At 55.0% G+C, this 22210-nt stretch carries 18 protein-coding genes; 7 read left to right on the top strand and 11 right to left on the bottom strand.

Annotation, left to right across the window (positions count from 1 at the left end):
- Positions 1-740 precede the first annotated feature (740 nt).
- A complete protein-coding gene (locus tag AC3WUT_RS29870) occupies positions 741-2120 on the top strand; it encodes a DUF6035 family protein (RefSeq protein ID WP_492350709.1) in 1380 nt (459 codons plus the stop codon).
- A gap of 101 nt (positions 2121-2221) precedes the next feature.
- On the opposite strand, the gene AC3WUT_RS29865 is transcribed toward AC3WUT_RS29870, so the two are convergent.
- Genes AC3WUT_RS29865 through AC3WUT_RS29855 form a run of 3 tightly spaced genes read right to left on the bottom strand, consistent with a single transcriptional unit; the run spans position 2222 to position 4056 of the window.
- Entirely contained in the window at positions 2222-2692 is a 471-nt protein-coding gene (locus tag AC3WUT_RS29865; RefSeq protein WP_492350708.1) for a hypothetical protein, read from the bottom strand.
- A gap of 1 nt (position 2693) precedes the next feature.
- Complete coding sequence (locus tag AC3WUT_RS29860) at positions 2694-3017, bottom strand: STAS-like domain-containing protein (RefSeq protein WP_492350707.1); 324 nt, start codon at positions 3015-3017, stop codon at positions 2694-2696.
- A gap of 1 nt (position 3018) precedes the next feature.
- Positions 3019-4056 (bottom strand): hypothetical protein, encoded by a 1038-nt coding sequence (locus AC3WUT_RS29855; protein WP_492350706.1) that lies wholly within the window; start codon positions 4054-4056, stop codon positions 3019-3021.
- Positions 4057-4297: 241 nt separating this feature from the next.
- Between AC3WUT_RS29855 and AC3WUT_RS29850 the strand changes: the two genes are divergently transcribed.
- Positions 4298-4573: an SWIB/MDM2 domain-containing protein gene (locus AC3WUT_RS29850; RefSeq protein ID WP_492350705.1), complete on the top strand. Its 276-nt coding sequence runs from the start codon at positions 4298-4300 to the stop codon at positions 4571-4573.
- Between the two features lie 352 nt (positions 4574-4925).
- On the opposite strand, the gene AC3WUT_RS29845 is transcribed toward AC3WUT_RS29850, so the two are convergent.
- Positions 4926-5231: a hypothetical protein gene (locus AC3WUT_RS29845; RefSeq protein ID WP_492350704.1), complete on the bottom strand. Its 306-nt coding sequence runs from the start codon at positions 5229-5231 to the stop codon at positions 4926-4928.
- A 252-nt stretch (positions 5232-5483) separates the two neighbouring features.
- Between AC3WUT_RS29845 and AC3WUT_RS29840 the strand changes: the two genes are divergently transcribed.
- Positions 5484-8219 carry a diguanylate cyclase domain-containing protein gene (locus tag AC3WUT_RS29840; RefSeq protein ID WP_492350703.1) on the top strand — a complete coding sequence of 912 codons (2736 nt, stop codon included), beginning with the start codon at positions 5484-5486 and terminating at the stop codon, positions 8217-8219.
- A gap of 83 nt (positions 8220-8302) precedes the next feature.
- Here AC3WUT_RS29840 and AC3WUT_RS29835 read toward each other — a convergent pair whose 3' ends face one another.
- The 3 genes from AC3WUT_RS29835 to AC3WUT_RS29825 all read right to left on the bottom strand — a co-directional run bounded on the left by AC3WUT_RS29835 (position 8303) and on the right by AC3WUT_RS29825 (position 12693).
- The gene (locus AC3WUT_RS29835; RefSeq protein ID WP_492350702.1) at positions 8303-10276 is read right to left on the bottom strand and encodes a methyl-accepting chemotaxis protein; all 1974 of its coding nucleotides are present in this window, start codon (positions 10274-10276) and stop codon (positions 8303-8305) included.
- A 327-nt stretch (positions 10277-10603) separates the two neighbouring features.
- The gene (locus AC3WUT_RS29830; RefSeq protein WP_492350701.1) at positions 10604-12229 is read right to left on the bottom strand and encodes a methyl-accepting chemotaxis protein; all 1626 of its coding nucleotides are present in this window, start codon (positions 12227-12229) and stop codon (positions 10604-10606) included.
- 92 nt (positions 12230-12321) lie between these two features.
- The gene (locus tag AC3WUT_RS29825; RefSeq protein WP_492350700.1) at positions 12322-12693 is read right to left on the bottom strand and encodes a response regulator; all 372 of its coding nucleotides are present in this window, start codon (positions 12691-12693) and stop codon (positions 12322-12324) included.
- Positions 12694-12900: 207 nt separating this feature from the next.
- On the opposite strand from AC3WUT_RS29825, the gene AC3WUT_RS29820 reads away from it, so the two are divergent.
- Together AC3WUT_RS29820 and AC3WUT_RS29815 are read left to right on the top strand one after the other, a co-directional pair.
- Positions 12901-14640 (top strand): sensor histidine kinase, encoded by a 1740-nt coding sequence (locus AC3WUT_RS29820; protein ID WP_492350699.1) that lies wholly within the window; start codon positions 12901-12903, stop codon positions 14638-14640.
- Positions 14633-15271, top strand: a complete 639-nt coding sequence (locus AC3WUT_RS29815; protein ID WP_492350698.1) for a response regulator — start codon at positions 14633-14635, stop codon at positions 15269-15271. Before AC3WUT_RS29820 ends, AC3WUT_RS29815 begins: the two co-directional genes overlap by 8 nt.
- Positions 15272-15962: 691 nt before the next feature.
- Here the strand turns inward: AC3WUT_RS29815 and AC3WUT_RS29810 are convergent.
- The 4 genes from AC3WUT_RS29810 to AC3WUT_RS29795 form a co-directional block, all read right to left on the bottom strand.
- Positions 15963-18203, bottom strand: a complete 2241-nt coding sequence (locus AC3WUT_RS29810; protein ID WP_492350697.1) for a xanthine dehydrogenase family protein molybdopterin-binding subunit — start codon at positions 18201-18203, stop codon at positions 15963-15965.
- Between the two features lie 26 nt (positions 18204-18229).
- Positions 18230-18712, bottom strand: coding sequence for a (2Fe-2S)-binding protein (locus AC3WUT_RS29805; protein ID WP_492350710.1), 483 nt, complete (start codon positions 18710-18712; stop codon positions 18230-18232).
- 173 nt (positions 18713-18885) lie between these two features.
- Positions 18886-19290: a DUF1330 domain-containing protein gene (locus AC3WUT_RS29800; RefSeq protein ID WP_492350696.1), complete on the bottom strand. Its 405-nt coding sequence runs from the start codon at positions 19288-19290 to the stop codon at positions 18886-18888.
- Positions 19287-19925 carry an NAD(P)H-dependent oxidoreductase gene (locus AC3WUT_RS29795; RefSeq protein ID WP_492350695.1) on the bottom strand — a complete coding sequence of 213 codons (639 nt, stop codon included), beginning with the start codon at positions 19923-19925 and terminating at the stop codon, positions 19287-19289. Before AC3WUT_RS29795 ends, AC3WUT_RS29800 begins: the two co-directional genes overlap by 4 nt.
- A 150-nt stretch (positions 19926-20075) precedes the next feature.
- Between AC3WUT_RS29795 and AC3WUT_RS29790 the strand changes: the two genes are divergently transcribed.
- Together AC3WUT_RS29790 and AC3WUT_RS29785 are read left to right on the top strand one after the other, a co-directional pair.
- The gene (locus tag AC3WUT_RS29790) at positions 20076-21029 is read left to right on the top strand and encodes a LysR family transcriptional regulator (protein WP_492350694.1); all 954 of its coding nucleotides are present in this window, start codon (positions 20076-20078) and stop codon (positions 21027-21029) included.
- 846 nt (positions 21030-21875) lie between these two features.
- The coding region (locus AC3WUT_RS29785; RefSeq protein WP_492350693.1) for a Bug family tripartite tricarboxylate transporter substrate binding protein at positions 21876-22210 on the top strand (335 nt) is incomplete at its 3' end.

Genomic DNA, 22210 nt, shown 5'->3' with positions numbered 1-22210 from the left:
ATCGCTGGTTGGCGGCGCAGCACAAATCTGCCGCTTGAAGACCGGTTATGCACTCCGATTTTCAGGGGCAACCTCAGACATCGGCGGGCACTCAAGATGGCTGCTGCGTACCTATGCTTTGAACACGACGCAGCTCGACAATAGTAGGCGGCATCTTGGTGACCGGCCGGCTCACGTGCTCTACCCATAACAGGATCTGACTGAAGACCAGCCACTTGCCTTCAACCTTGCCATTGGATCGGCGAACGAGTTTTGAAGATTTTGATTACGCAGTTCGCCGACAGGCTTAGAGATATTGCTGTGCGAGTTGATGGAGTCGCACATGGCTACTGAGTCGGCAGACAGTTGGTGGTGCCGGTTCAATGGTGCCCGCTTGCCTGGTCTACACGGTCCCCCGCGCGCTTTCTCACCCATAGATCGAGACGCTGCGGCATGGTGGAAACCTTCAAGGACGTGGCCGGAGGTGGTCCGCGCTATTCGGGATGCGTGCGCTAGGGCTAGGCGCAATGGCCCAGCGTCCCTTATGTTAGATCGGACTATTGACGACTGCGATGCTACGAACTTCAGTGGCCGCTTTGCGGAGTTCAATGCTGCGTGTCTGGACTTCCGCCGAGTGACCGCCTGAAGCGGGTAAACGCGATCGCTTCAGACATCAGACATGCCAAGAGTCATGTGCCTTCATCGCTGAATGTCAACATCTATATGACCTTATTCTTGGAGTGAATTTATAAATGATACGCATGAAGATGTCGTCAATCACTTCAGTTAGAAATTTTGGCGTGGTAGCGCCAGCTATTTCCACGGTGTTCGACACAGAGTTGGGTACGGAGGTTTGTGTGAGTAGCCTGCTGTCGGCTGATGAGGACGCTGTCATGCAGTTGCGTTTCGATATGAAACTCCGAGTTCTACAAGATCAGGCCAAATATTTGTGCCCAGAGTGTTTTGTCCCACTCTCCTTAGTGTCTATGAAGAGCATGAGGCGTTTCTATTTTCGGCACCTTGTCGAGGATGGTCGCTGCAGCGCTGTCACTCGTGGAGCGCTATCCCAAGCAGAAATCAATGCGCGCAAATACAACGGCGCTAAGGAAAGCTATCTTCACCGCGAAATGAAACAGTGGATCACCGATTCATTGCACGCAAGCGGACAATTCGCATTAGTCGCTCAAGAGCGTCGATGGACTGGGCCCATTACTGGCGCTTGGCGTAAGCCGGATGTCAGTGCAATGTATGGGAGTCTGAAAATTGCCTTCGAAGTCCAGTTGTCCACAACGTTCTTGGATGTCATCGCAGAGCGATGGCGTTTCTATCAGCAGGAGGGTGGGCTCGTTGTATGGGTGTTCGCGCGCTTCGATGAGGAGCACCGACGACTGACTCAGGATGACCTGTTCTTCCTCAACAACCAAAACGCCTTCGTTGTTTCCAGGGATACGAGAGATTCCTCGGTTGCCGCAAAAGATTTCCTATTGGACTGTGCTTGGTCTGAGCCGATGCCAGCGACTTTTCCGTGTATCCTGGGTCGGCGTCGCGTGTCGTTCTCCGAGCTAACCCTTGATACCGAGCGTCAACAGGCCTACTATTTCGACCATCATGGGCAGAAAGCCAAGTTGCTGGCCACCCTTGAAGGGGAGCGATGTAGTTGGCCCTCACGCTTCGAAGAATGGTGGTTAGGTTTGGGTAAAGAGGGAAGGTATCAAGATACTGAGGTGGAAGATTTCCCCAAGAGTGCTCCAGTGGACTGGAATGATTGGGGAATGCTGACAGAAACTTACCTTGCTACTTACGGTCGAGCGTATGGCAGATATTTGCCAGTTGCCTTGCTTAATATTATGTATTCTGCGAAACATGGCAGACCTGTAGGCATTCATCGACGACATCTCATCGAAGTAGCTCACTATGTTGTGGAGTCACACCCGAAATATCTTCGGTGGTTTCGACGTGCTCTTGAATTCTTTGGCAATGGGCGGCTGCTGGTCGAACAAGACAAGAGTGGCAAGTGGGCACTGAAAGTCAAGGGTTACAAGCCAGCACTAAGAGATAGAGATGCTAAGTACGAGGTGGACGAGACACACAGGCAGCTTCTGGAGTGGCTTTTCCCTGAGCTTACACCGCTGCCGAAGTAGCAAGCGGCTACAACTCTATCGACTGGATTTTTATTAAGTCATGGAAATGTGCAATACGAAAGCATGCATTACCTATGGCTTTCAAGTGCGTGTCTGAGTTCTCAGAACGTGGCAATAAAGCCTTCTTCCAATTGATCCATTGTTTTGTGAGTCCAGTATTCAATCTGCATGATTGCAGGGTCATTATGGGTTAGTGGCTGACGAGATTGACTCTCAAAACTTCCGCCAGTAATCGCCTCATGAAGTTCTCCACAAGTGCTGGATGCATCAAACTTGGGATAAGTTTTCTCCAGTCTCTCTATGCGTTGTAAAATACGATGAAGATCGAAGACCAATTCTCTTTCGATCTTAATGGAGTCTGGATCCGATACATCTTTAGTGTAGTAAATCCGAGCTTTGCCTAGAATGTCAAAAAGCATCTTGCAGCATGCATCGACTTCGGCACGTTTTTCCTTGCGAATCTCGCGCTTTGACGATGCATGGTTTGCCACATACCAGCCAATGATAGTAAGAACTAATGGGGCGTATGGAAGTGCGGTCACCAATATGCTAACTTCTGCTTCTGCAGTCATGTCAACCTTCCGGCTGCGCCTCCTTGATGTATTGCAGAACCTTCAGCTCATATGTCTTCAGCGAGGATTGAATTTGTATTCTTTTCAGTAGATCGTCGCGATTGAAGGAGCATTTTCGAACTAATCCACCAAATGCTTCTTCAAGAAATGAGCTGCCATATCCAAAAACCCCGGTCATATTAATTATGACCTCGTCAGAGTTATTCAGTGCTGGTACAAGAATCTCATTTCTAAATCTCTCGCCGGAGTAGGGGCCATCCGTAAGAAAGCGACCAGCGGGAGTCTGGGAGAACTCCTTGGCGATGTTAATTGTCCTAGTAGTCATGTCATACCTCTGGTGTCCTCAATGACCACAACAAAAGAGTTCCATCAATTGGAACGGGCAGTTGAGCATCTTTTTCCACATCTGAGCCAGAATCGCAGTAGAAGACGCCGTATCTGCTGTAGATGGCCAAGCTCGATCCAACCATGCTCTTCGTAGACTGTAGCATCTCTGGGAGACCCTTGCCCCGGTATCGTAGCTTCGTTCGCGACCTTCCCCCCATCGCTGCATGGAGCATACGCGCGTCACGCTTCTTCCTGCCATAGACCCAACTGCGCACTTGGTCTCGGATACCTGGTTTTTCCAGCAACGTTCCTGGAATGGACCGGCCACCGTCATAGATGGACACGTACATGTTCTCGCGGTCGACCGACGCGAACATCCACCACCTCTTGGCTTCTTCCTCTCCGTATGCATGGTGGGTCACGTTTGTGATCGCTTCAACGACGCTATCGTACAAGGCAGATTGATTGGCCTCGCCTAGTCTTTCTTTGGCAACTTCCATGAACGGAGCCATCTGCGTTGCGTCCATTGAGTCGCCCTTGAAGTGGTACCAACGAGTGACTTCCTCTCGGTTGACAGTCATTCGCGCATGAAGTCCAAGCTTTTCAAGCACTCCAACACTCTGAAGCATCTGCTCCACCACCTCATTGGAGGGGTAGTTAGATGTCAGCCGTCCAGGGTATGCGGTAGTCCAGCTGCGAACATGAGACAACAAAAGCAAAACACCGCAAGGGAGCAAAAGCTGTGTTTTTGATAGGTCCAGTTGTACGGCATGGCCCGCACGCAACTGTGTCAAGACCCCGCCAATGAAGCCGTGGAACACGTCGCGAACTTTATTGTCGCCGTGAAAAACCAGTTGCTCCGGAGCTTCGATCGTTATGAGCGTGGGTGCCGTTGCTGCATATACGAAACTTTTGCGGGCCGGTATGGCCCTTTTAAGCTTTGGGCGCTTCGCTCGTCTGAGCTTTTGACGTTTGAGCTCTTTGTAGCGGCTTAGCCGCATCTCGCGAGCTTTGCTTCTTTTACTTGGTCGTCGCATTCCACCCCTCCACCAGATATTGGAACACATTGTGGAAGGTCGCTTTTTCGACAGCTGTCTGCTGCAACAGGCATAGATGTAAGCTTTGCGTACTTTGCCCTAAACCCAAGGGTTACGTCTGGAAGACGTAGGCTGCGATTCGCCCAGGCTGGGCGAGCTGACTTGCTGGTGGAAGTACTCGTTGTCTCGCATCGCGCTGTTTCACGACTATGCTTGCACCCCATTGTTTAATGGATTCTTGATGCCTGATATCACCGCTGCCCCCCAAAAGAAGACCGCTTTCACAGCACCTCTGCGTCCCAGTGCTGAATTTGCCCGTGTTGTGGGCGCTGAGCCATTGCCGCGGACCGAGGCAACGAAGAAGCTCTGGGACTACATTAAGGCCCACAACCTGCAGAACCCGACAAACAAGCGCAACATTCTGTGTGATGACGCGCTGAAGGCTGTGATGGGAAAGCCCGAGGTCACGATGTTTGAAATGACCGGTTTGATCGGCAAACACCTCACCGCCGTTTGAGGCTCAGTCCTGGCATGACCTGCCAAAGAACCACGGCTCGCCAGCTTGGCGATGTGACTCTGAAGAGCCCGGAGGGCAGCAGAAGCAAACAGTGATCTGCAGCTCTCTGGGGGCAACTTGCCCCTGGAGAGCAGTCGATGATGTTCGATACCACCCCCCCAATGTGGGGCGTCAGAGTGCATTGATTTGACATAATCATCTCCAAATTGGGCATGTCAGCTCCATTGATTTGACATAACTATTCTTGTGTAAATTAAATAAAATCCGCCGCACCGCAGAGACAAAAGTTGATTTGTTGAGTGAGCAAACCTTCGTGCCTGCTTGTCGGGTGAACATCAGCACCACTCGTGGCCTACCAGAGCATACGGTTGGCGTGCAGCTTGAAGTTTTCGGTAAAGAGTTGAAGAAAGCGACGGCTCCCCTTGGCAAAGCCCACCTTCAGAAGCGCATCAACCCGAGATTCATCTTCAAGCTCTTGGAGCAGTATTCGTGCTCCGGTGCTGTGCCAGCCAACTCTGCCTACTGGCATCCAGGCGAGCACGTCACTGCGTGCCGGCAAAGCCTCGGCGGCTTTCTTTAACTGTGCCTCATCGTTCTCATTGTTGATTTCCATCTGGAAGTGACCCACTGGGGGTGCGGATTGCATGGAAATCAACATGTGGCCCACAGAACGATCAACCCACTCGTCATTTCGTCAAATTTGTCAGTTAAGTTGCAGGTCAATGCATCAAAATGATGAATCTACTTATTGAAGCGGCCTGTGCGACAGGATACGCTTGGAACCAGATGAGGGCAGTGCCAATACCCTCCAGACGAAGAGGCAAGGGGCTTTCAGGCAATGCGAAACACCGTCCAGTTCCTGTTTTGGATTCGGACTTCCAGAGTTCGACTGACCCTATTGTTTGGGGGCATGTCGCTGGTAATCGCACTTATCGTTGCGACCTACTTAGACCATGATCGCACTGAGGAACTCACGCGCCTCAACTCTGATGTCTTGGTCATGGCCGGCAAACCAATTGCGATGGCGTTGGCAGAAGGACTACGGGAGAGAGAGCGCGAGATTGTGTTGTTGAGCCACCACCCCATGCTCACCCAAGGCCCATTAGATTCGGCGGTGATCGAGGGGCACTTTGAAGAGATTCAACAGTCCTTTCCTGCGTACTCCTGGATAGGGATCGCCGACGTCTATGGCGAAGTTCAATCAAGCACAGGCGGGCTCCTAATTCATCAAAGTGTGGCGCAACGACCTTGGTTTGGCGCAGGACTGAAAGGTCCCTACAGTGGCGACGCCCACGAAGCGATACTGCTGGATAAGCATCTGCGCACAGATCCTGAAGCTGAGCCATTGCGTTTTCTAGACTTCGCTTCACCAGTCCGTCGAGAAGATGGCGTCATTCGCGGCGTTCTGGGAGCGCACCTCAATTGGGAGTGGGCAACTGGTGTCATTGCCAATGCATTGAAGGGATTGCCACACGCGGAAAATTTGGAAATTCTGATAGTTAACAAAAATGGTGACTTTCTTCATCCTAAAAGCATCAGAGATGACCAGAAGCCCACAACCCCACTTCCTGAGTACGGAACGTTCGCTAGGGTCAGCTGGGGCTCGGACAGAGAATTCTTGACGACTACTTTGGCCCTTCCAACGACGACCATCCAAAGTCTAGGTTGGACGATTGTGGTACGCCAGCCGATTGCCGCTGCACTAGCCCCTATCAAACAGATGCACGTTGAAATCGCAAAGTGGTCAGTTGGATTGACGGTCTTGCTCATGCTGATGACCTATTGGGTGGCTAGGCGCTTCAGTCTCCCAATCGAACAGCTGGCAGCAGAGGCTACGCGCCTGGATGAGACTGGACATGGAACCGATTTCAACATCAAAGCTAGCACCGTCGAGTTTGCCCGCCTTCGCAACGCACTGCGGCGGATGACGCACCATCTATTGCAAAGTAAGCGTGAGTTACTCGAAGCCAACCTGGTCCTCGAGCAAAAGGTTAGAGATCGAACCGCCGAGATCGCGCTCAGAGAACTCCAATACAAAGGCATCCTGGAGGATCAAACCGAACTCATCTGTCGCTTCAATGCAGACAACACACTGAGCTACGTGAATGACGCCTATTGCCGCATGTTCGGCTTGAAACGGGAGGATGTTCTCGGTCAGATCTGGGCTCCTGTGGTCCATCCAGATGACCTGAGCAAGGTCGAAAATGCATTGGCGACCATCACACCAGACCAGCCTACTTTGGAGATTGAAAACAGGGTCATATCGGGCTCGGGTGACGTGCGTTGGTGTCAATTTGTCAATCGTGCATACTTTGATTCGGAAGGTGCGTTGCGCGAATGGCAGACCGTGGGACGTGATGTGACCGCGAACAAGCAGCTTGAGGTCGAAGTGCAAAGGGTCTCTGATGAATTTCAGGATCTGTATAACCAAGCACCCTGTGGCTACTATTCAGTAGACGCTGACGGCGTTATCGTACGGGTCAATGATCTTGCACTGAACTGGATGGGGGCGGCGCGGACGGACGTTCTCGGCAAGGCCCGGCTGGTGGACTATCTCGATGAGGCTGGCCAGGACACTTATTGGGGTAATTTCCCCACTTTCCTTGAGCAAGGGCGAATGGGTCCAATCGAGTTCAACTTGATCGGGTGGGATGGAATTACTCGACGGGTTAGCCTTGCTGCGACGGCCCTTCGAGATGTCGATGGCCGATTCCTGATGAGCCGTTCCATCATGTATGACGTGTCCGAGTTGTACATCATGCGCTACCAGTTGCGGCAGTTGAACGCTGAGCAAGAAGCTATGCTGGATAACGACCTGCTGGGCATTGCAAAGCTGAAGGATCGCAAAATCATTTGGCGAAACAAGGCTCTCGAACGTATCTTTGGATATGAAACGGGAGAGCTTCTGGGCATCGATACGGCGTGCCTGTACGCCTCTGAAGAGGCTTATCAGGATTTCGGACTGGAGGCATACCCAGTTTTGAGCGCAGGCCAACACTTTCGCAAGCAGACAAGCATGCGCAAGAAGAATGGCGATGCCATCTGGCTCGACATCAGCGGTGTTCGTCTATCAGAGGAAACTGGCGAGAGCCTTTGGCTGCTCCAAGATATATCTGAGATGAAGCAGTACCAGGCCCAGGTAGAGCACATCGCGTTTCATGATTCATTGACAGGTCTTCCCAATCGCCTGCTTCTATCTGAGCACCTTCGGTTGTCATTGGCCCTCAATGATCGATTGGGCACATTGACTGCACTGTGCTATTTGGACCTGGATGGGTTCAAGCCAATCAATGACCAGTATGGCCATGAAGCCGGAGATGAAGTACTCAAGGAGATTGGTGGGCGTTTGCGAGCGGCTGTCCGAGCGAACGACACAGCATCCCGCTTGGGTGGAGACGAGTTCGCACTCCTTTTGACGAATTTAGGTCAGAGTGATGAAGCTGAATTGGTGATCAGGCGCGTACTGTTGGCTGTCAAGCAGCCCATCCGACTCAAAGGAGGCCAGTGGGTATCTGTCTCCACCAGCGTCGGGGTCGCTTTTTATCCGACCGATGCCACACAGCCTGCCGCACTTTTTGCCAAGGCGGATCAGGCCATGTACAAAAACAAGAAGAGGCACTCACTGCTTGGCAACGCTTCCCTGTGACAAGTGAGGTTGCGGTGGTCCAAAGCTCTTCGGCTTTCCTTCGTTGCGCGATGGTCTGTTAGGTCTGGATGCGTATTGACGGGCTAGTCCGCCAATTGAAAAACCGACACTGCTTCTACAAGCGCATCCGCTTGGTTCCGCAAGCTGGATGCCGCTGCCGCCATTTCTTCGACCAAGGCAGCATTTTGTTGGGTACTCTGGTCCATCTGAGTCACTGCTTCACCCACTTGAGCCACACCAGCGCTTTGCTCCCTGCTCGCGGTGCTGATTTCTGTCACAACGTTGCTGACCCGTTGGATGGCGTCGACCACCTCCCGCATGGTACGGCCGGCCTGGTCCACTAGGCCGCTGCCACGCTCTACGCGTTCAACGCTGTCACTAATCAATGCTTTGATTTCTTTCGCGGCCTCTGCGCTGCGCTGCGCCAGGCTGCGCACCTCGCCTGCCACCACGGCAAAGCCCCGTCCCTGTTCGCCGGCGCGGGCTGCCTCGACAGCGGCATTCAGGGCCAAGATGTTGGTCTGGAAGGCGATTCCGTCAATGACCCCGATGATGTCGGCAATGCGTCGTGAGCTGTCGTTGATGCCGCGCATCGTCTCCACCACTTCGCTCACCACCTCACCGCCGCGGGTCGCCACCTGACTGGCCGTGACCGCCAGATCGCAGGCGGTGTGGGCGTGCTCGGCATTCAGTTTCACGGTGGCACCAAGTTGTTCCATAGATGCCGCTGTTTGCTCCAGGGCACTTGCCTGACTTTCGGTGCGTGAACTGAGATTCTGGTTGCCCATGGCTATTTCGGAGCTAGTGGCCGCCACACTCTCAGAGTTCTGCCGGACCACCTGGACCACGCCGGTGAGGCCCTTGCCAATCCGGTTCATGGCCCGCATCAGATGCCCGATCTCGTCGCGTCGCGACTCATCCAACTGGACCGTGAGGTCGCCGCTGGCCAGGGTTTCTGCGGCTTGGCTGACCTGCGCGATCGGCGCCACGATGTACCTGCGGATCAGCACGTACCACCCCCCCGACAGCAGCAGAACCACCACCATGCCGAGCAACTCGAAGTAGTGCAGCAGTTGCTGCACTTCGCCCAGATACTCATCCACATACGTGCCGCCGGCAACGATCCAGTTCCAGTCGGCGTAATAGGTGTAAGCAACCAGTTTGTCCCTGGGCGTGGTTTCGCCCAACGGTGCATTGATCCAGGGGTATTTGATCAGGCCATTCTTTGTCTCCATGATCTCTTTGATGAAGAAGCGGCCGTCCGTATCCTTGGACTCCAGAACACTCTGCCCCTCCAGCGCGGGGTGGACGACCAAGGTGCCATAGTCTGGACCTGGCTGGGCATTGAGTACGTAGTAGTAGCCTGAAGTTCCAAGTGTGAGTTTGCGGATCGCCTCTTTTAGCGAGGCAAGATATTCAGAAAAGTCGATGCCCACGAAGGACAGGCCCACCACTTTGCCGCTGGCATCCCTCAGGGGGTCGTATTGGGTCATGTAACGCCGCCCGAAGAGGTTGGCCAGACCGACATAGGACTTGCCTGAGAGCAAGGTCTGGTACCCGGGGTGTTCATGCGACAACACAGTGCCGATGGCGCGCGCGCCCTTGTCGTTTTTCAGAGAGGTGCTGACCCGGACAAAGTCATCCCCATCGCGCACGAAGACCGTCGCGACGGCACCCGTCAAGCTCGTAAAGTGGTCTGTGATCTGGAAGTTGAGGTTGATCGGTACTCCGTCCAGTTTTAAGACCGGGGTGGCGCGCCCCGCCACATCCATGGGACCTTGATCCACTGTCAAACTGCCATGCAAGATGCTTTGCAAGGCCTTGGCCAATGCAGCAGTGCGGATGCGCAGGTCCTTGTCTGAAGAAGCGATCAAGCCAGTGAGCAGTTTTGTGCTCCCCAGTACCTCACTGCCGGCGCGGGCCTCAATGGCACGGGAGATGGAGATGGTGATGGCAAGCAGGAAGAGCGCCAACAGGGTCGCAACCAGCAAGAAGTTGCCGATGGACAGCCGTGCGCCCAAACCTAAGGATTGAAGCTTGGCAATGATGAATTTCATGTCTTGTCTCCAGCCCGGCGCACCACACTGACGTACCGTCGGCAGCCACCTAGCCTTGTTTGATTTCGAGAGCTTCAGATCGATTCATTCTGAACCGGAATCTGGTGTGCCAGGCTTGAACTTCGTTAGGCCGGGGAAAACGATAGGCGATGAGCCGGTAGAGCTGTTTGAACCGCAGCACCCATTTGATGTCTGGAACTTCAAGAACTGACCTGGTCAGCTGAATCAAGAATTTCCTCGTAGCGAAGCGCACTAACGCAACCCGCGTCATCTAAGGGTCTGTCTGCAATTTTCAGCGGAAGTTGAGAAAAGGCCCAGGCGGGGTTCCTAGCCAGCAGCGATTTCAAGCATGCGATAAGCCTTTCGGAGATTCGTTGCGTCCAGTTGAGACACAGTCATTTCACCGTGCTGAAGCCGAAACACGCGTGTGGACAACAGAACCGTCTCCACCTGCCGTGTCAACGACTGGGCCGACGCAGCCAATTGCTCCACCAGGGCCGCATTCTGCTGCGTCAATGCATCCATTTGAGTGACGGCATCGTTGATTTGGTGGATACCCAGGTGCTGTTCTTTGGCGGCATCACTGATTTCGGCAAGCATTTCGCTGACATGTCCCACCGACTCCAAAGCATCTGCTACGCGGTGTTTGGCGTCACTGACCTGGTCGCTGCCTCGGCTGACACGAGCATTGGAGTCCTGGATCTGCGTTTTAATCTCTTTGGCAGCCTGAGCGGTTCTGTGGGCCAATGAGCGCACTTCTGCGGCCACCACGGCAAAGCCTCGTCCGCTCTCGCCGGCACGCGCAGCCTCCACTGCCGCATTGAGCGCCAAAATATTGGTCTGGAACGCAACACCTTCGACCACCTGAATGATTTCGTGAATGCGCTTGGACGATTCGCTGATCGCCTCCATGCTGTCCGCAGCGGCATGAACTGCTTCATTGCTGCGCTGTGCCACCGCGGCAGTGTTGGCCGCAATTACAGTTCCTTTTTGGGCTGACTCCGCGCTGCGCTTCACGGTCTCTGTCATCTGCTCCATCGAGGCTGAGGTTTCCTGCAAATTGCTCGCTTGAGCCTCTGTGCGAGCCGAAAGGTCCTGATTGCCGAGTGCAATTTCCTGTATGACGGACTTCAATGAGCCAATGTCGGTGCGTGCGTCAGCCACCACCGTGCGGATATTGATCTGCAGTTGACGCAAGGCACGTTGCAGATCTCCGGTCACCCCATTTGAATTCAGTGTGACTTGATGGGCAAGATCACCCGCACCGATGCGGCGGGCATCATCCAACAATTGGTTCAATGGACGCAGCACTCGCTTCAATGTCCAATGGCAGGTCAATATCACCACCAACGTGGATATCAGGACGCCCATCCAGGGGGTGAGGAACATACCGCACAGAATCGCCGTGATGGCCCCGCCCACCTGGAAATAGATCAACCGCCATGGCAACAGGCTTCTGTAAAGACGTCCCAACCGCCCCAGGATGGAGTTGGATGTGGGGCGGCCGCGCCGCAAGTGCAAGCTGCCACGCCCTTGCGCAGCTTGGTGATTCAGTTGTGCATAGAGCCGTTCTGCGGCTTCAATTTCCGAGCGGCTTGCGGGCGTACGAACGGACAGATACCCCGTGATGGTGTCGCCATCGCGTACAGGCGTGGCATTGGCAACCACCCAGTAATGATCGCCATTCTTGCGACGGTTCTTGACCAGTCCCACCCACGGCATGCCCCGTTGAATGGTGTCCCACATATCGCGAAACGCTTCTTCCGGCATTTCAGGATGCCGAACGATGTTGTGAGGCTGGCCCAGAAGCTCCGCGCTGCTGAAACCACTGACCTGGATGAAGGCTTCATTGCAAAATGTGATTCGCCCCTTAAGATCGGTGACGCTTATCAGGGTCTCGCAATTCTGAGGAAATTGGAATTCACGGCCTGTGACGGGGGTATTCTGTCTCATGAATGAACTTGGATAATTGGGGCTAAAAGAGCGCTTCGACTCCTGGACTCGCCTGAAAAACTGGTCGGAAGTACCAAGGGTCTTGGGATGGGTCAGTCATCGCTGTCCGATGACAATGTGGTTAGCATTTGGATGCAGGCTTCGGCCTCGGTGTGTTTGTCAAAAAAGTGGCTCCCACCTGCTTGGAAACTCGCTTTGCGCATCTCTGGATGAGTGAAATTGGTCAAGACCAGCACTTGGGCCGTACAACCTGTGGCACGAATACGCCGAATCACAGACAAGCCACTTCCCGGCTTCAGGCTCAAATCCAAAATGACGGCGTCAGGTTGGGTGCTCAAAATGAGTTGGACGGCATCGTCTTCACTGACCGCATGCCCCACAACTCGAACCGTGGGCTCGCGCCCGAGTCGGTCGATCAGTTGAGCTGCGATCAACGCTGAGTCCTCTACCAAAACGACATTCATGCCCTCCCACTGACGAACGTGGCTCCTTGGTCCCAACTGTGCCCAGGTACAGAACAACGCAGTAGCAGGCATTGCCTCATGGGGATGGAAGGGAACACCGATTTGCCTGAGAGGGAAAACCTACACTGATCGCTCAATGCGTTCCAACTAGACTGTCGAATGACGGGGGGGGAGCACTTCTCAACAGACATAGGCCGGATCACACGCATGAGATACACCCACTCCATCTCCACCTGGCTTTGGGCTCTGGTATTGCTGCCCACGTTGCCCTTGATGGCCCTTTTCGGTTATTCGGCCTACCAGTACGCCGAGGAGCGAGAGCGTCAACTCGCAATCGCTTTGGTAGATGAAACAGAGGAATTGGCACAGACTGCCCAGATCAGTCTGGAGAGGGTGGTCAGTGCGTTGACCACCGTTGCCGTGTCCAATGCCATGCTGGCGAATGACATCGCAGGCGTCTACGCTTTGGCCCAGCGCGTGCAAGAGTTCTCGCAGGGGCTGACGGCGATCAGCTTGATCGACCGCAATGATCAGCTGGTGTTCCTGACGTTACGACCTCTCGGCACGAAATTGCCCGCCACGCAACTGGACTCGGTACACCGGGCTTTCGAGACCGGTCGCCCCAACCTGTCCAAACCCTTCAACTCGCCCATCAGAGAGCGTCAAGTGGTGGCGCTGAACGTTCCTGTCTTTCTCGATGGCCAAGTGGTCTATTGCCTTCGCGGCATCTTCGGGATCGATACATTGGCGCGGTTGATTCGAACTGAGGACATGCCCGCTCAATGGATCGCTGGGATCTTTGATCAGGATGGCATCACGGTCGCCCGTAGTCACTCACCCGAAAGGTTTGTCGGCCAACCGGCTGGATCTGATCTCCTGCGTGCCATCGCCCATCCACAAAAGGCGGCCTGGCCGGCCATGACGAAAGAGGGTATCGAGACGCTGTCGGCCTCACGTCAGATTGGTCAATGGGGCTGGACCGTCGCACTGGCTGTCCCCGTCCAGGTTCTGTCAGCCCCCTTGCGAATGGAAATGATTCAATTTGCACTCATGGCGCTGGGGACCTTAGCCGCATTGACACTGACTGTCCTATTTCTCAGTCGCCAAATCACTCGGCGTTTGGAATCTGTCGTCGATGATGCGCGACGTGCTATCGACGGAGGTCTGGAGCCTGCTCAAACCAGTGGAATCCGCGAACTAGATGACCTCCGATTCAGCTTGGCGCACGCAGATATCTTTCGGCAGGCCATCCTGAATCAGGTTCAGCAACGAACGGCTGAACTAGACTCAGCCAAGAGGCAATTGACTGAGTTTGCACAGCAGCAGGAAGACAATATCGAACAGGAGCGTCTACGCATCGCTCGAGAAGTACACGATCAGATCGGTGCGATCTTCACGGGCGTTTCCATGCTGGTCAGCGGATTGCCTTCCTCAGCCATGTCTTCCTCCCAGCGTCGCCTGCTAGAGGAGGCCCTGCACCAAGGCGTCACCACGTCACGGCGCATCACCGCTGAGCTTCGCCCCCCACTGCTCGATGATCTTGGCCTGCAGACCGCTGTCGAAGATTGGGTCAAGACCGTCCTCGAACCTGCAAAAATTGACACCCAAGTTGTCGTGCACGATGCCGACCACCTGAGCCCTCGTCAGACAATCGCGTGCTTCCGGATTGTGCAGGAAGCGGTCACCAACGTATTGCGCCACTCTAGAGCGACGACCTGTCGCATCACAGGTCAGGTCACACCAGAAGGAAACTACCTACTGATGATTGCCGACAATGGGCAAGGACTGGCGCAGAATCACGACAGTAGCGGACATTTTGGTCTATCAGGCATGCGCGAGCGAGCCCGATTGATGGATGGTGAATTGCAAGTCGAGAGCCTACCCGGACAAGGGTTCCTGGTTCAGGTTTTTCTCCCACTGACGATAGAGAATCACGAGGATGATTGAGCATTGCCTGCTGGTTGAAGATCACCCTATCGTGCAACTGGGCCTGCAACAGCTCTTGCTGGCACGATGGCCCCAAGCGTCGATTGACACGGCCCCGACTTTGGCAAGCGCACGTGATCTGGTGGTCGTAAAAAGCTTTGATATTGCCGTGGTCGACCTCAATCTACCGGACGCTTCGGGCCTTGATTCCGTAAGTACGCTGCGACGATTGGCGCCTACCCTGCGCTTGCTAGTGCTCAGTCTCAACGACGAGGCAGCTTATGCTCAACGCGTTCTGCAATTGGGCGCCAATGGTTATCTTTCGAAAGATCGAGCGCCCACCGAATTGGTTCAGGCCATTGAGAGGATCGCGTCTGGGGGACGATACATCACGTCCAGTCAGGCCGAACGCATTGCCGAGCTAGCATTGGGGCAAGGGCGACAGGCCCCACATGAAGCGTTGTCGACACAGGAATACCGAGTACTGATTTATCTGGCTGAAGGGAAGCGCCTGACAGAGATTGGTGAACTGATGCATCTATCACCGAAAACCGTGACGACTTACCGATCACGAGTTCTGGAAAAGCTACTGGTGAGTAACAATCGGGAGTTGTTTCAGTATTGTTTGGCTCATGGCATCAGCCTCGGGTGAAATACGAAATTCCGAGTATCTGTGCTCCGAGTCACCGTTGCATGCGGATCTTTCGATAGATGGACTCGGTGACCTGCGACGATTGCAGGATGGGCGCCCCGACGAAGGATTTGCCCGATCTTAAGATGCTGATGTCGCCTGTACCTCAACATCACATGAGCTGTGCAATGCCTGGTTGGTACAGGACATTGGGGCCAGGGGTATGACGAGGGACCTCTGAAATCTCATGTGTCTCCCCAGAATTTCCCGAGCGTATGTGATCGAGGTCCCAACGACCGAACTCGGCGAAAGCCGACATCCAATCCGGGAAGCCTCCGACCTCACCCAGCCTACTGCAGCAATTCGCTCGACAAGTCCAGGAGACCGCTACTGGCCGATATCAGCCGTTCGTAAGCATACCGCCAAGGTCAGCAACCGCTGCACAACAGTCGTTGAGTTCCATCGGGCAAGTTGCTGCAATGGGTCCACAGCCGTCCCCCAGCCATACTGAGAGCAGTCCGTCGCTCCGATCGCGCGACACGTCAAAGATATGGCGAACGATGTCAATTGTTCATGTCGAGAGTGCTGCCATGCCGCGTAAATATGCATATCCACCACGAGAACCTCGTTAATCAGAATTAACCTTTCTCTAGGAGGTGAATGTCGCCGCTTCAGCGTTCGTCCCTCGCGGCACTACGTTGGTCAACCGCGATCAGACCAACTTGAATGGCAGCTCTCGCAGCGCCTTTCCGGTGAGTCGAGCGATTGCATTGGCGAAAGCGGGTGCCAACGGGGGTAGCCCGGGTTCACCCATGCCTGTGGGGGCATCGGCGCTGGGTACGATGTGTACGGCGATCGCGGGAGCGTCAGTTATTCGAGCAACCGGGTAGTCACCAAAGTTGTGCTGTTCCACTTCGCCGTTCTTGAGCGTGATGGCCGCGCCCGGCAGGCACATTGACAGCCCCATCAGAGCGGCACCCTGTACCTGCGCCTCAATGCTGCGCGGATTCACCGCCAAATTGCAGTGCACGCCAGATGTGACGCGATGCAGTACTGGGCTTCCATTCTTCACCGACGCCTCGACCACGTAGGCCACCACAGAGTCGAACGACTCGTGCACAGCCACACCCCAAGCATGGCCCGAGGGCAATTGTTTTTTTCCATAGCCGCTTTTTTCCACAGCCAACTGCAACGCTTCACGGTGGCGCGGGTGCTTGTCGCCGAACAGGCGCATGCGGTAGAACACGGGATCCTGTTTGGTGGCCCGCGCGATATCGTCGACCAGAGTTTCCATCACGTATGCAGTGTGAGTCGAACCCACGCTGCGCCACCACAACACAGGAACGGCAACCTTCGGGTGATGTACCGTCAGACGCATGGGAAAGTCATAGGGATCGCGCATTCCTTCGGTGGCTGTCGCGTCGATACCATCTTTCACCTGGAACTCCCCAAAAACGGTTCCTGTGGTGATGGACTGTCCTACGATCACGTGCTCCCACGCCAGCACCTTGCCCCTCTCGTCAAACCCGACGCGTGCGCGGTGCAGATGCATGGGGCGGTAGTACCCGCCCTTGATGTCATCCTCTCGGCTCCAGAGTGTTTGCACCGGAACGCCAAGCCCTGCTAATCGGGCGGCTTGGGCCACCAACGCCGCTTCCACCACGTAGTCGCTGGTGCTGGAAAAGCGGCGCCCAAAGCCACCACCGGCCATCAGCACGTTTACCTTGACGTTCTCGGTTTTCAGGCCCAACGCCGTTGCAACGGCTGCCGCGTCCAGCCCAGGACACTGCGAACCCAGCCACAGGTCTGCACTTCCCTCGGAGAGTTGCACCGTACAGTTCAGGGGCTCCATGGGCGCGTGCGCAAGGTAGGGAAACACGAATTCGGCATCGAGGTGCATGGGTGCCGTGGACAGCGGCGCCATATCGGCCTCGAGTGCCCGCGGTCCAGGTTGCTCAGCCAGTTCACGGTACCTGGCCAGCAGTTCTGCGTTATCGGCTTTCTCAACCTCTGTGGTTGCCCATTGCAGCTTCAGCGCTTCTCGCCCTTGTTTGGCGGCCCAATACCCATCGTCCAACACTGCCACCCCTTCACCGCCTCGATCACCTGGAATACGAAGGACGGCCTTCACCCCAGGCACGGCGCGGGCTGCGCTGTCGTCCACTGATGTGAGGCGAGCACCAAACACCGGCGGGCGGGCGACAACCGCAGTGAGCTGGCCAGGGCGGCGCATGTCAATGCCAAAGTCCTGCCGGCCACTGCTCTTCGCACTCGCATCCAGTCTCCCCGTAGCGCGTCCGATGATGCGAAAGTCTTTCGATTCCTTCAGCACAAACTGCTCAGGTACCGGCAGCGCCATCGCCGCCTGTGCCAGTGCGCCATAGCTGGCCTTGCGTCCTTGCAGATCAAGGACTACGCCTGATCTTGTGCGCAAAGTGCCGACGTCCACGTTCCAGCGAATGGCTGCGGCTGCGAGAAGCATGGCTCGCGCCCGTGCGCCAAGTTCTCGGTACTGCATAAAGCTGTTCTTGATGGAATGAGATCCCCCAGTCAGATGGATGCCAAACAGTGGGTCCACGAACGCGGGGTCGGCAGAACCATGTTTGCTTCGTACGAGTTTCCAGTCAGCATCCAGCTCTTCGGCGAGGATCATGGCCAAGCCGGTCTGCACACCCTGACCAAACTCCAGACGGTTGACCGTGACAGTCACCTCTCCGTTTGGAGCAATATGCACAAAGTTCAGCGGCTGCTGGGTGGGCTTCAGACCCTCCGACGAGGCTGAGTTGGCCTGAGCCCTAACCAATAACGGAAAGGCGCCAAGCGCAAAGCCATTGACACCGGCTAACTTGAGGAAGCTTCGGCGTGGCAGTTCGGACAGGCCAATCGAACGATCACGCTCAATCAAGTGTTGCAGGGCGCGCGGGAGTTCGTGGGGGGCAATGTTGTGCAACATGTTGGCTACATCGCTTGATGTGAAGCTCAGACAATTGCCTTGGCGGCCTCTGTCACTGCGGCGCGGATGCGGACATAGGTGCCACATCGGCAGATGTTGCCGGCCATAGCGGCATCGATCTCAGCGGCGCTGGGTTGCTTGCCGGGTTGTGATTTCTGTCTCGCCTTGAGAAAAGCGGTGGCACTCATGATCTGACCACTCTGGCAATAACCACATTGCGCGACATCATGCTTGACCCAGGCTTGATGCACCGCCTGGCCCACACGGTCGCTGCGCCCGGTAACGGATTCAACGGTGTTGATGCGCTTTCCTTCTGCGGCTGAGGCAGGTGTGACGCAGGCGCGGATGGCTTGGTCTTCCAGGTGCACTGTACAGGCGCCACACAGCCCCGCACCGCATCCGAACTTGGTTCCGGTCAGTCCGAGCGTGTCACGAAGAGCCCAGAGGATCGGGGTACTTGGGTCGACGTTGACCGTTTGCGTTCGGCCGTTGACATTGAGAGTTGTCATGTTCAGTTCTCTGTAAGAGTGGGCATGCCAGTAGAGGTTGATCACGAGACCAGCATGGGCTGTTGGTTCGTCAAATTGACGTGGCGGAATGGATGGAATCCCTGCATTGACGCACCGCCGCCCTTTTGATAGCAGCATGTTCGGCAATACTCTTGTTGGAGCTTTCCAAGTAATTACTGAGGCAAGCCTTCAGTCAATATTACGGTGCTAGTATCTTTGGTCGCTTCAATGCGGAATTTGCGCGCTGCAGTATATTCGCGAGATTCATAAAAACGCCGGGCATCAATCAGGCTGGGAAACTCAACCATGCCAAAAACAGAGCGTGGATTGCCCTCGGCACCTTTGACCTTCATGTTGAATATAGTCACCTTGCCGTTGTATTTCGCCGCAAGCGATCCAGCTGCGTCCATGTACTTCTGAAACGCATCTTGATCTTTAATGTCATAGCTAATGACCATATAGCCACGCGGTGAAACGGCCGGCATTTCGGAAGTTGCCGATGTCTGTGCTTTCCCATAGCTGGCAAGAGTGAGGACAAACGCTGTCGTTAGCAGGTTTTTGAAAATTATTTTCTTCATGTCATTGCCCTCTTAGTATCGCGATTGACCTTGGCGGAGTTGACATCGAACACCTTCTGTAAATGCAGGCGAAGTCTTACCATGTCGCCCTCGATATTGGGTTGCTTCATCACATCATGGCAAGAGAAGGCAGGTAAAATCTTCATGCCGCAAAATTTGTAGTTGGACGTATTGTGAGTAAATACATCATCTACTGTTTTGCCTTCGAATAGCCTTTGATCCGCATCGCCAAATGCTTGGACTGGAGCATTCCAAGTCAATGAAATCATGTATTGCTTGCCCTCAAGCAGTCCACCTGTGCCATACTGTTTATCCGGAATTTCTCGTGTGCGACCATCCCCGGTAATAAAGCATCCCTGCATCATTCCAGCGGTGAAAACCTCATCTACATATTTCTTGTAGATCCACGGCGTCCCAAACCAGTACACAGGAGATTGCAAAATGATGAGGTCCGCCCAAAGATGACTCTGTACCTCATCACCGACGTCGTAGCTCCGCTCAATATCGGTTTGCCGGAAGGCATATCCTCGCTTCTCTGCTTCTTCCTGAATGACACCGGCCATGGTTCTATTCAGGCCACCGGAGGAAATACCCTCGTATAACTGGTGGGCATTAATTAAAAATACGTTCTTCATCACTGATCCTTTTCTTTGATGCCGACGTAGGGAGCGGACCGCGGATAGCCGACCTTCGCTCCTGCGGAACGACGTTGCTTCGTCCATCCAACGTGGACAGTACTGTCAGTCTAGGAACGATCAGTTGGAAGAAAAATAGGCAAACAGTTGATGCCTTATGAAGGTAATCTTCACACTATGAGACTCAATCAACTTGATGGCCTGCTTGCTTTCTGGAAGGTCGCGCAACACCGCAGTTTCACCGCGGCAGCCGCCGACCTGGAGGTATCCCCATCGGCGTTGAGCCAGGCGGTTCGAAATCTGGAGGCGCGATTGGACATCCGCCTCTTGAACCGAAATACGCGCAGTGTCAGCCTGACTGAGGCCGGTGAGGCCTACCTGACCCGCATCGCTCCCGCGCTGAGCGAAGTGCTGTCCGCTAGCGAACAGTTGCAAGAGCATGGCGGACGTCCCTCAGGCCTGCTACGCATCAACGCTGCACGCATCGCGATCGCCATGGTGCTCAAGCCTATGTTGTCGGGATTTCTGAGCGCCTGCCCGGATGTCCAGATTGAACTGACGAATGACGAGGGCTATGTGGACATCGTCGAACGTGGTTTCGATGCGGGGGTGCGCCTCGGCGAGAGCGTACAAAAGGACATGGTAGCCGTCCCACTCGGACCATCGGTCAAGGTTGCCATCGTCGGCTCGCCCGACTATTTCAAGCGCCACCCCGAACCAAAACACCCGTCCGATCTGGTCCACCACGACTGCATACGTTTCAGGTTTTCAGGCAGCGGCGCCATTTATAAATGGGAGCTGAAAATTAATGAAAGACTGGTCGAACACGAGGTGGGCGGCAGCTTCACGATTTGCGACAGCATCTTTAGCATTGATGCCGCTCTGGATGGTATCGGTCTGGCCTACACCTTCGAAGGCTTGGTATCGCCTCATTTGCAAAGCAAGCGACTGCAACGTGTGCTCACCGAGTTCTCACCAACGTTCCCGGGCTTCTACCTTTATTATCCGAGCAGGAAACAACAACCTGCAAAGCTGAAAGCATTTATCGAACACGCACTGGCACATTTCAAACGGATTGGAACTGCGACATCAGAATTTTCCTGACCGCGACGGACCCTATCGGTTCACTTGTGGTCAACTCGAGGAGTTCAAGGGGGCGCAGGATCAAACCGCTTGAAGAGCTGAACCCATTGTTCAACCAAGTTGCCGTCGATCCCAGTCCCCGGCTCAGCATGTTGGCTTTGACGCGCTTTGCGACCTCCACTTTCCAGCCCTGCTCTAAGTTGATCCTCTCGCGCTTGGACCAAGCTTCAACTTGCGGCACGATGGCGGCATCTTTGTGACCTGCCCCCTCCCAGCCGTGCCAGCCTGAAGTTAGTGAAGTCCGTCACGAAGTCGTCGAGCTTGCGGACAGAGAACAGGCTCTCGGTGAAGGTGTCGGCGCCGCGCATGGGGGTCAGGGTCAAGTGATGTGGGAGGCTGCGCTGAGCTTACCGGGGGTTGGGCTGCTGGGCTGGATGCGTGGGAGGTATTTCTTCAGCCTGCTAGTGCACAGTCGAGCCGCTGACGCGCAAGCTGGGGGCTCGCGGTCTGATGTGGGGCAGTTTCATGAGAGCTATCGGCCAGTTATGGCAAGGCGTCAGGTTCGTTTTCACCGTTCTACTGCTACCGCTCAACTCCACGAACAACTCGCAAACCTATCAACGCCCGATTCACCGCGAGGTTCTCGGATCGTTGGGAAGACAGCCCTGCCGTGCTCTCATAGTGCTTTAGACGGACGAGGTTTGTGTTCTCGCTACAACCTGTTGTGATAGACCACCATGGATGTCGAGGTAGGTGCTCCCAGGCTAGAGGCTTGACATCAAATTTTCTGGATGTCTTGGGCACCGAAACGGTATTTCTCGTCTCAGCATCTTTTGACCATACTCAGGCTTAAAGAGGAGACAAGTGATGAACACCACCCGCCGCCGGTTCGCGGGCTTGCTGAGCGCATCGGCCCTGGCTGCCCACGGTCCGTTCGCCCTAGCACAGGACAAGGCCATCCGCCTGCTGGTGGGGTACGCCGCCGGCGGCGCGGCCGACACCGTGGCCCGTGCCGTGGCCGAAGGTGTGCGGGGCCGTGGCTTCAACATGCTGGTGGACAACAAGGGGGGCGCGGGCGGCCGGCTGGCCACCGAGGCCTTGATCGCCGCTCCGGCCGATGGCACTACCCTGCTCATGACGCCCATGGGCAACCTGACCCTTTACCCCCACGTCTTCAAGTCCCTGTCGTACGACCCGCTCAA

Source organism: Curvibacter sp. EU05-FHT14A10 (assembly GCF_058791075.1).
The sequence above is the reverse complement of the archived record's forward strand: the minus strand, read 5'-3'. Positions and strand labels throughout refer to the sequence as shown.

Bases quoted from the DNA above. Each gene is read 5' to 3' on its own strand.
- AC3WUT_RS29840 (WP_492350703.1), top strand. From the start codon at position 5,484: ATGTCGCTGGTAATCGCACTTATCGTTGCGACCTACTTAGACCATGAT.
- AC3WUT_RS29795 (WP_492350695.1), bottom strand. From the start codon at position 19,925: ATGAAGAACGTATTTTTAATTAATGCCCACCAGTTATACGAGGGTATT.
- AC3WUT_RS29845 (WP_492350704.1), bottom strand. From the start codon at position 5,231: ATGTTGATTTCCATGCAATCCGCACCCCCAGTGGGTCACTTCCAGATG.
- AC3WUT_RS29855 (WP_492350706.1), bottom strand. From the start codon at position 4,056: ATGCGACGACCAAGTAAAAGAAGCAAAGCTCGCGAGATGCGGCTAAGC.
- AC3WUT_RS29850 (WP_492350705.1), top strand. From the start codon at position 4,298: ATGCCTGATATCACCGCTGCCCCCCAAAAGAAGACCGCTTTCACAGCA.
- AC3WUT_RS29815 (WP_492350698.1), top strand. From the start codon at position 14,633: ATGATTGAGCATTGCCTGCTGGTTGAAGATCACCCTATCGTGCAACTG.
- AC3WUT_RS29865 (WP_492350708.1), bottom strand. From the start codon at position 2,692: ATGACTGCAGAAGCAGAAGTTAGCATATTGGTGACCGCACTTCCATAC.
- AC3WUT_RS29805 (WP_492350710.1), bottom strand. From the start codon at position 18,712: ATGACAACTCTCAATGTCAACGGCCGAACGCAAACGGTCAACGTCGAC.
- AC3WUT_RS29835 (WP_492350702.1), bottom strand. From the start codon at position 10,276: ATGAAATTCATCATTGCCAAGCTTCAATCCTTAGGTTTGGGCGCACGG.
- AC3WUT_RS29800 (WP_492350696.1), bottom strand. From the start codon at position 19,290: ATGAAGAAAATAATTTTCAAAAACCTGCTAACGACAGCGTTTGTCCTC.
- AC3WUT_RS29830 (WP_492350701.1), bottom strand. From the start codon at position 12,229: ATGAGACAGAATACCCCCGTCACAGGCCGTGAATTCCAATTTCCTCAG.
- AC3WUT_RS29790 (WP_492350694.1), top strand. From the start codon at position 20,076: ATGCCTTATGAAGGTAATCTTCACACTATGAGACTCAATCAACTTGAT.
- AC3WUT_RS29860 (WP_492350707.1), bottom strand. From the start codon at position 3,017: ATGACTACTAGGACAATTAACATCGCCAAGGAGTTCTCCCAGACTCCC.
- AC3WUT_RS29870 (WP_492350709.1), top strand. From the start codon at position 741: ATGAAGATGTCGTCAATCACTTCAGTTAGAAATTTTGGCGTGGTAGCG.
- AC3WUT_RS29825 (WP_492350700.1), bottom strand. From the start codon at position 12,693: ATGAATGTCGTTTTGGTAGAGGACTCAGCGTTGATCGCAGCTCAACTG.
- AC3WUT_RS29820 (WP_492350699.1), top strand. From the start codon at position 12,901: ATGAGATACACCCACTCCATCTCCACCTGGCTTTGGGCTCTGGTATTG.
- AC3WUT_RS29810 (WP_492350697.1), bottom strand. From the start codon at position 18,203: ATGTTGCACAACATTGCCCCCCACGAACTCCCGCGCGCCCTGCAACAC.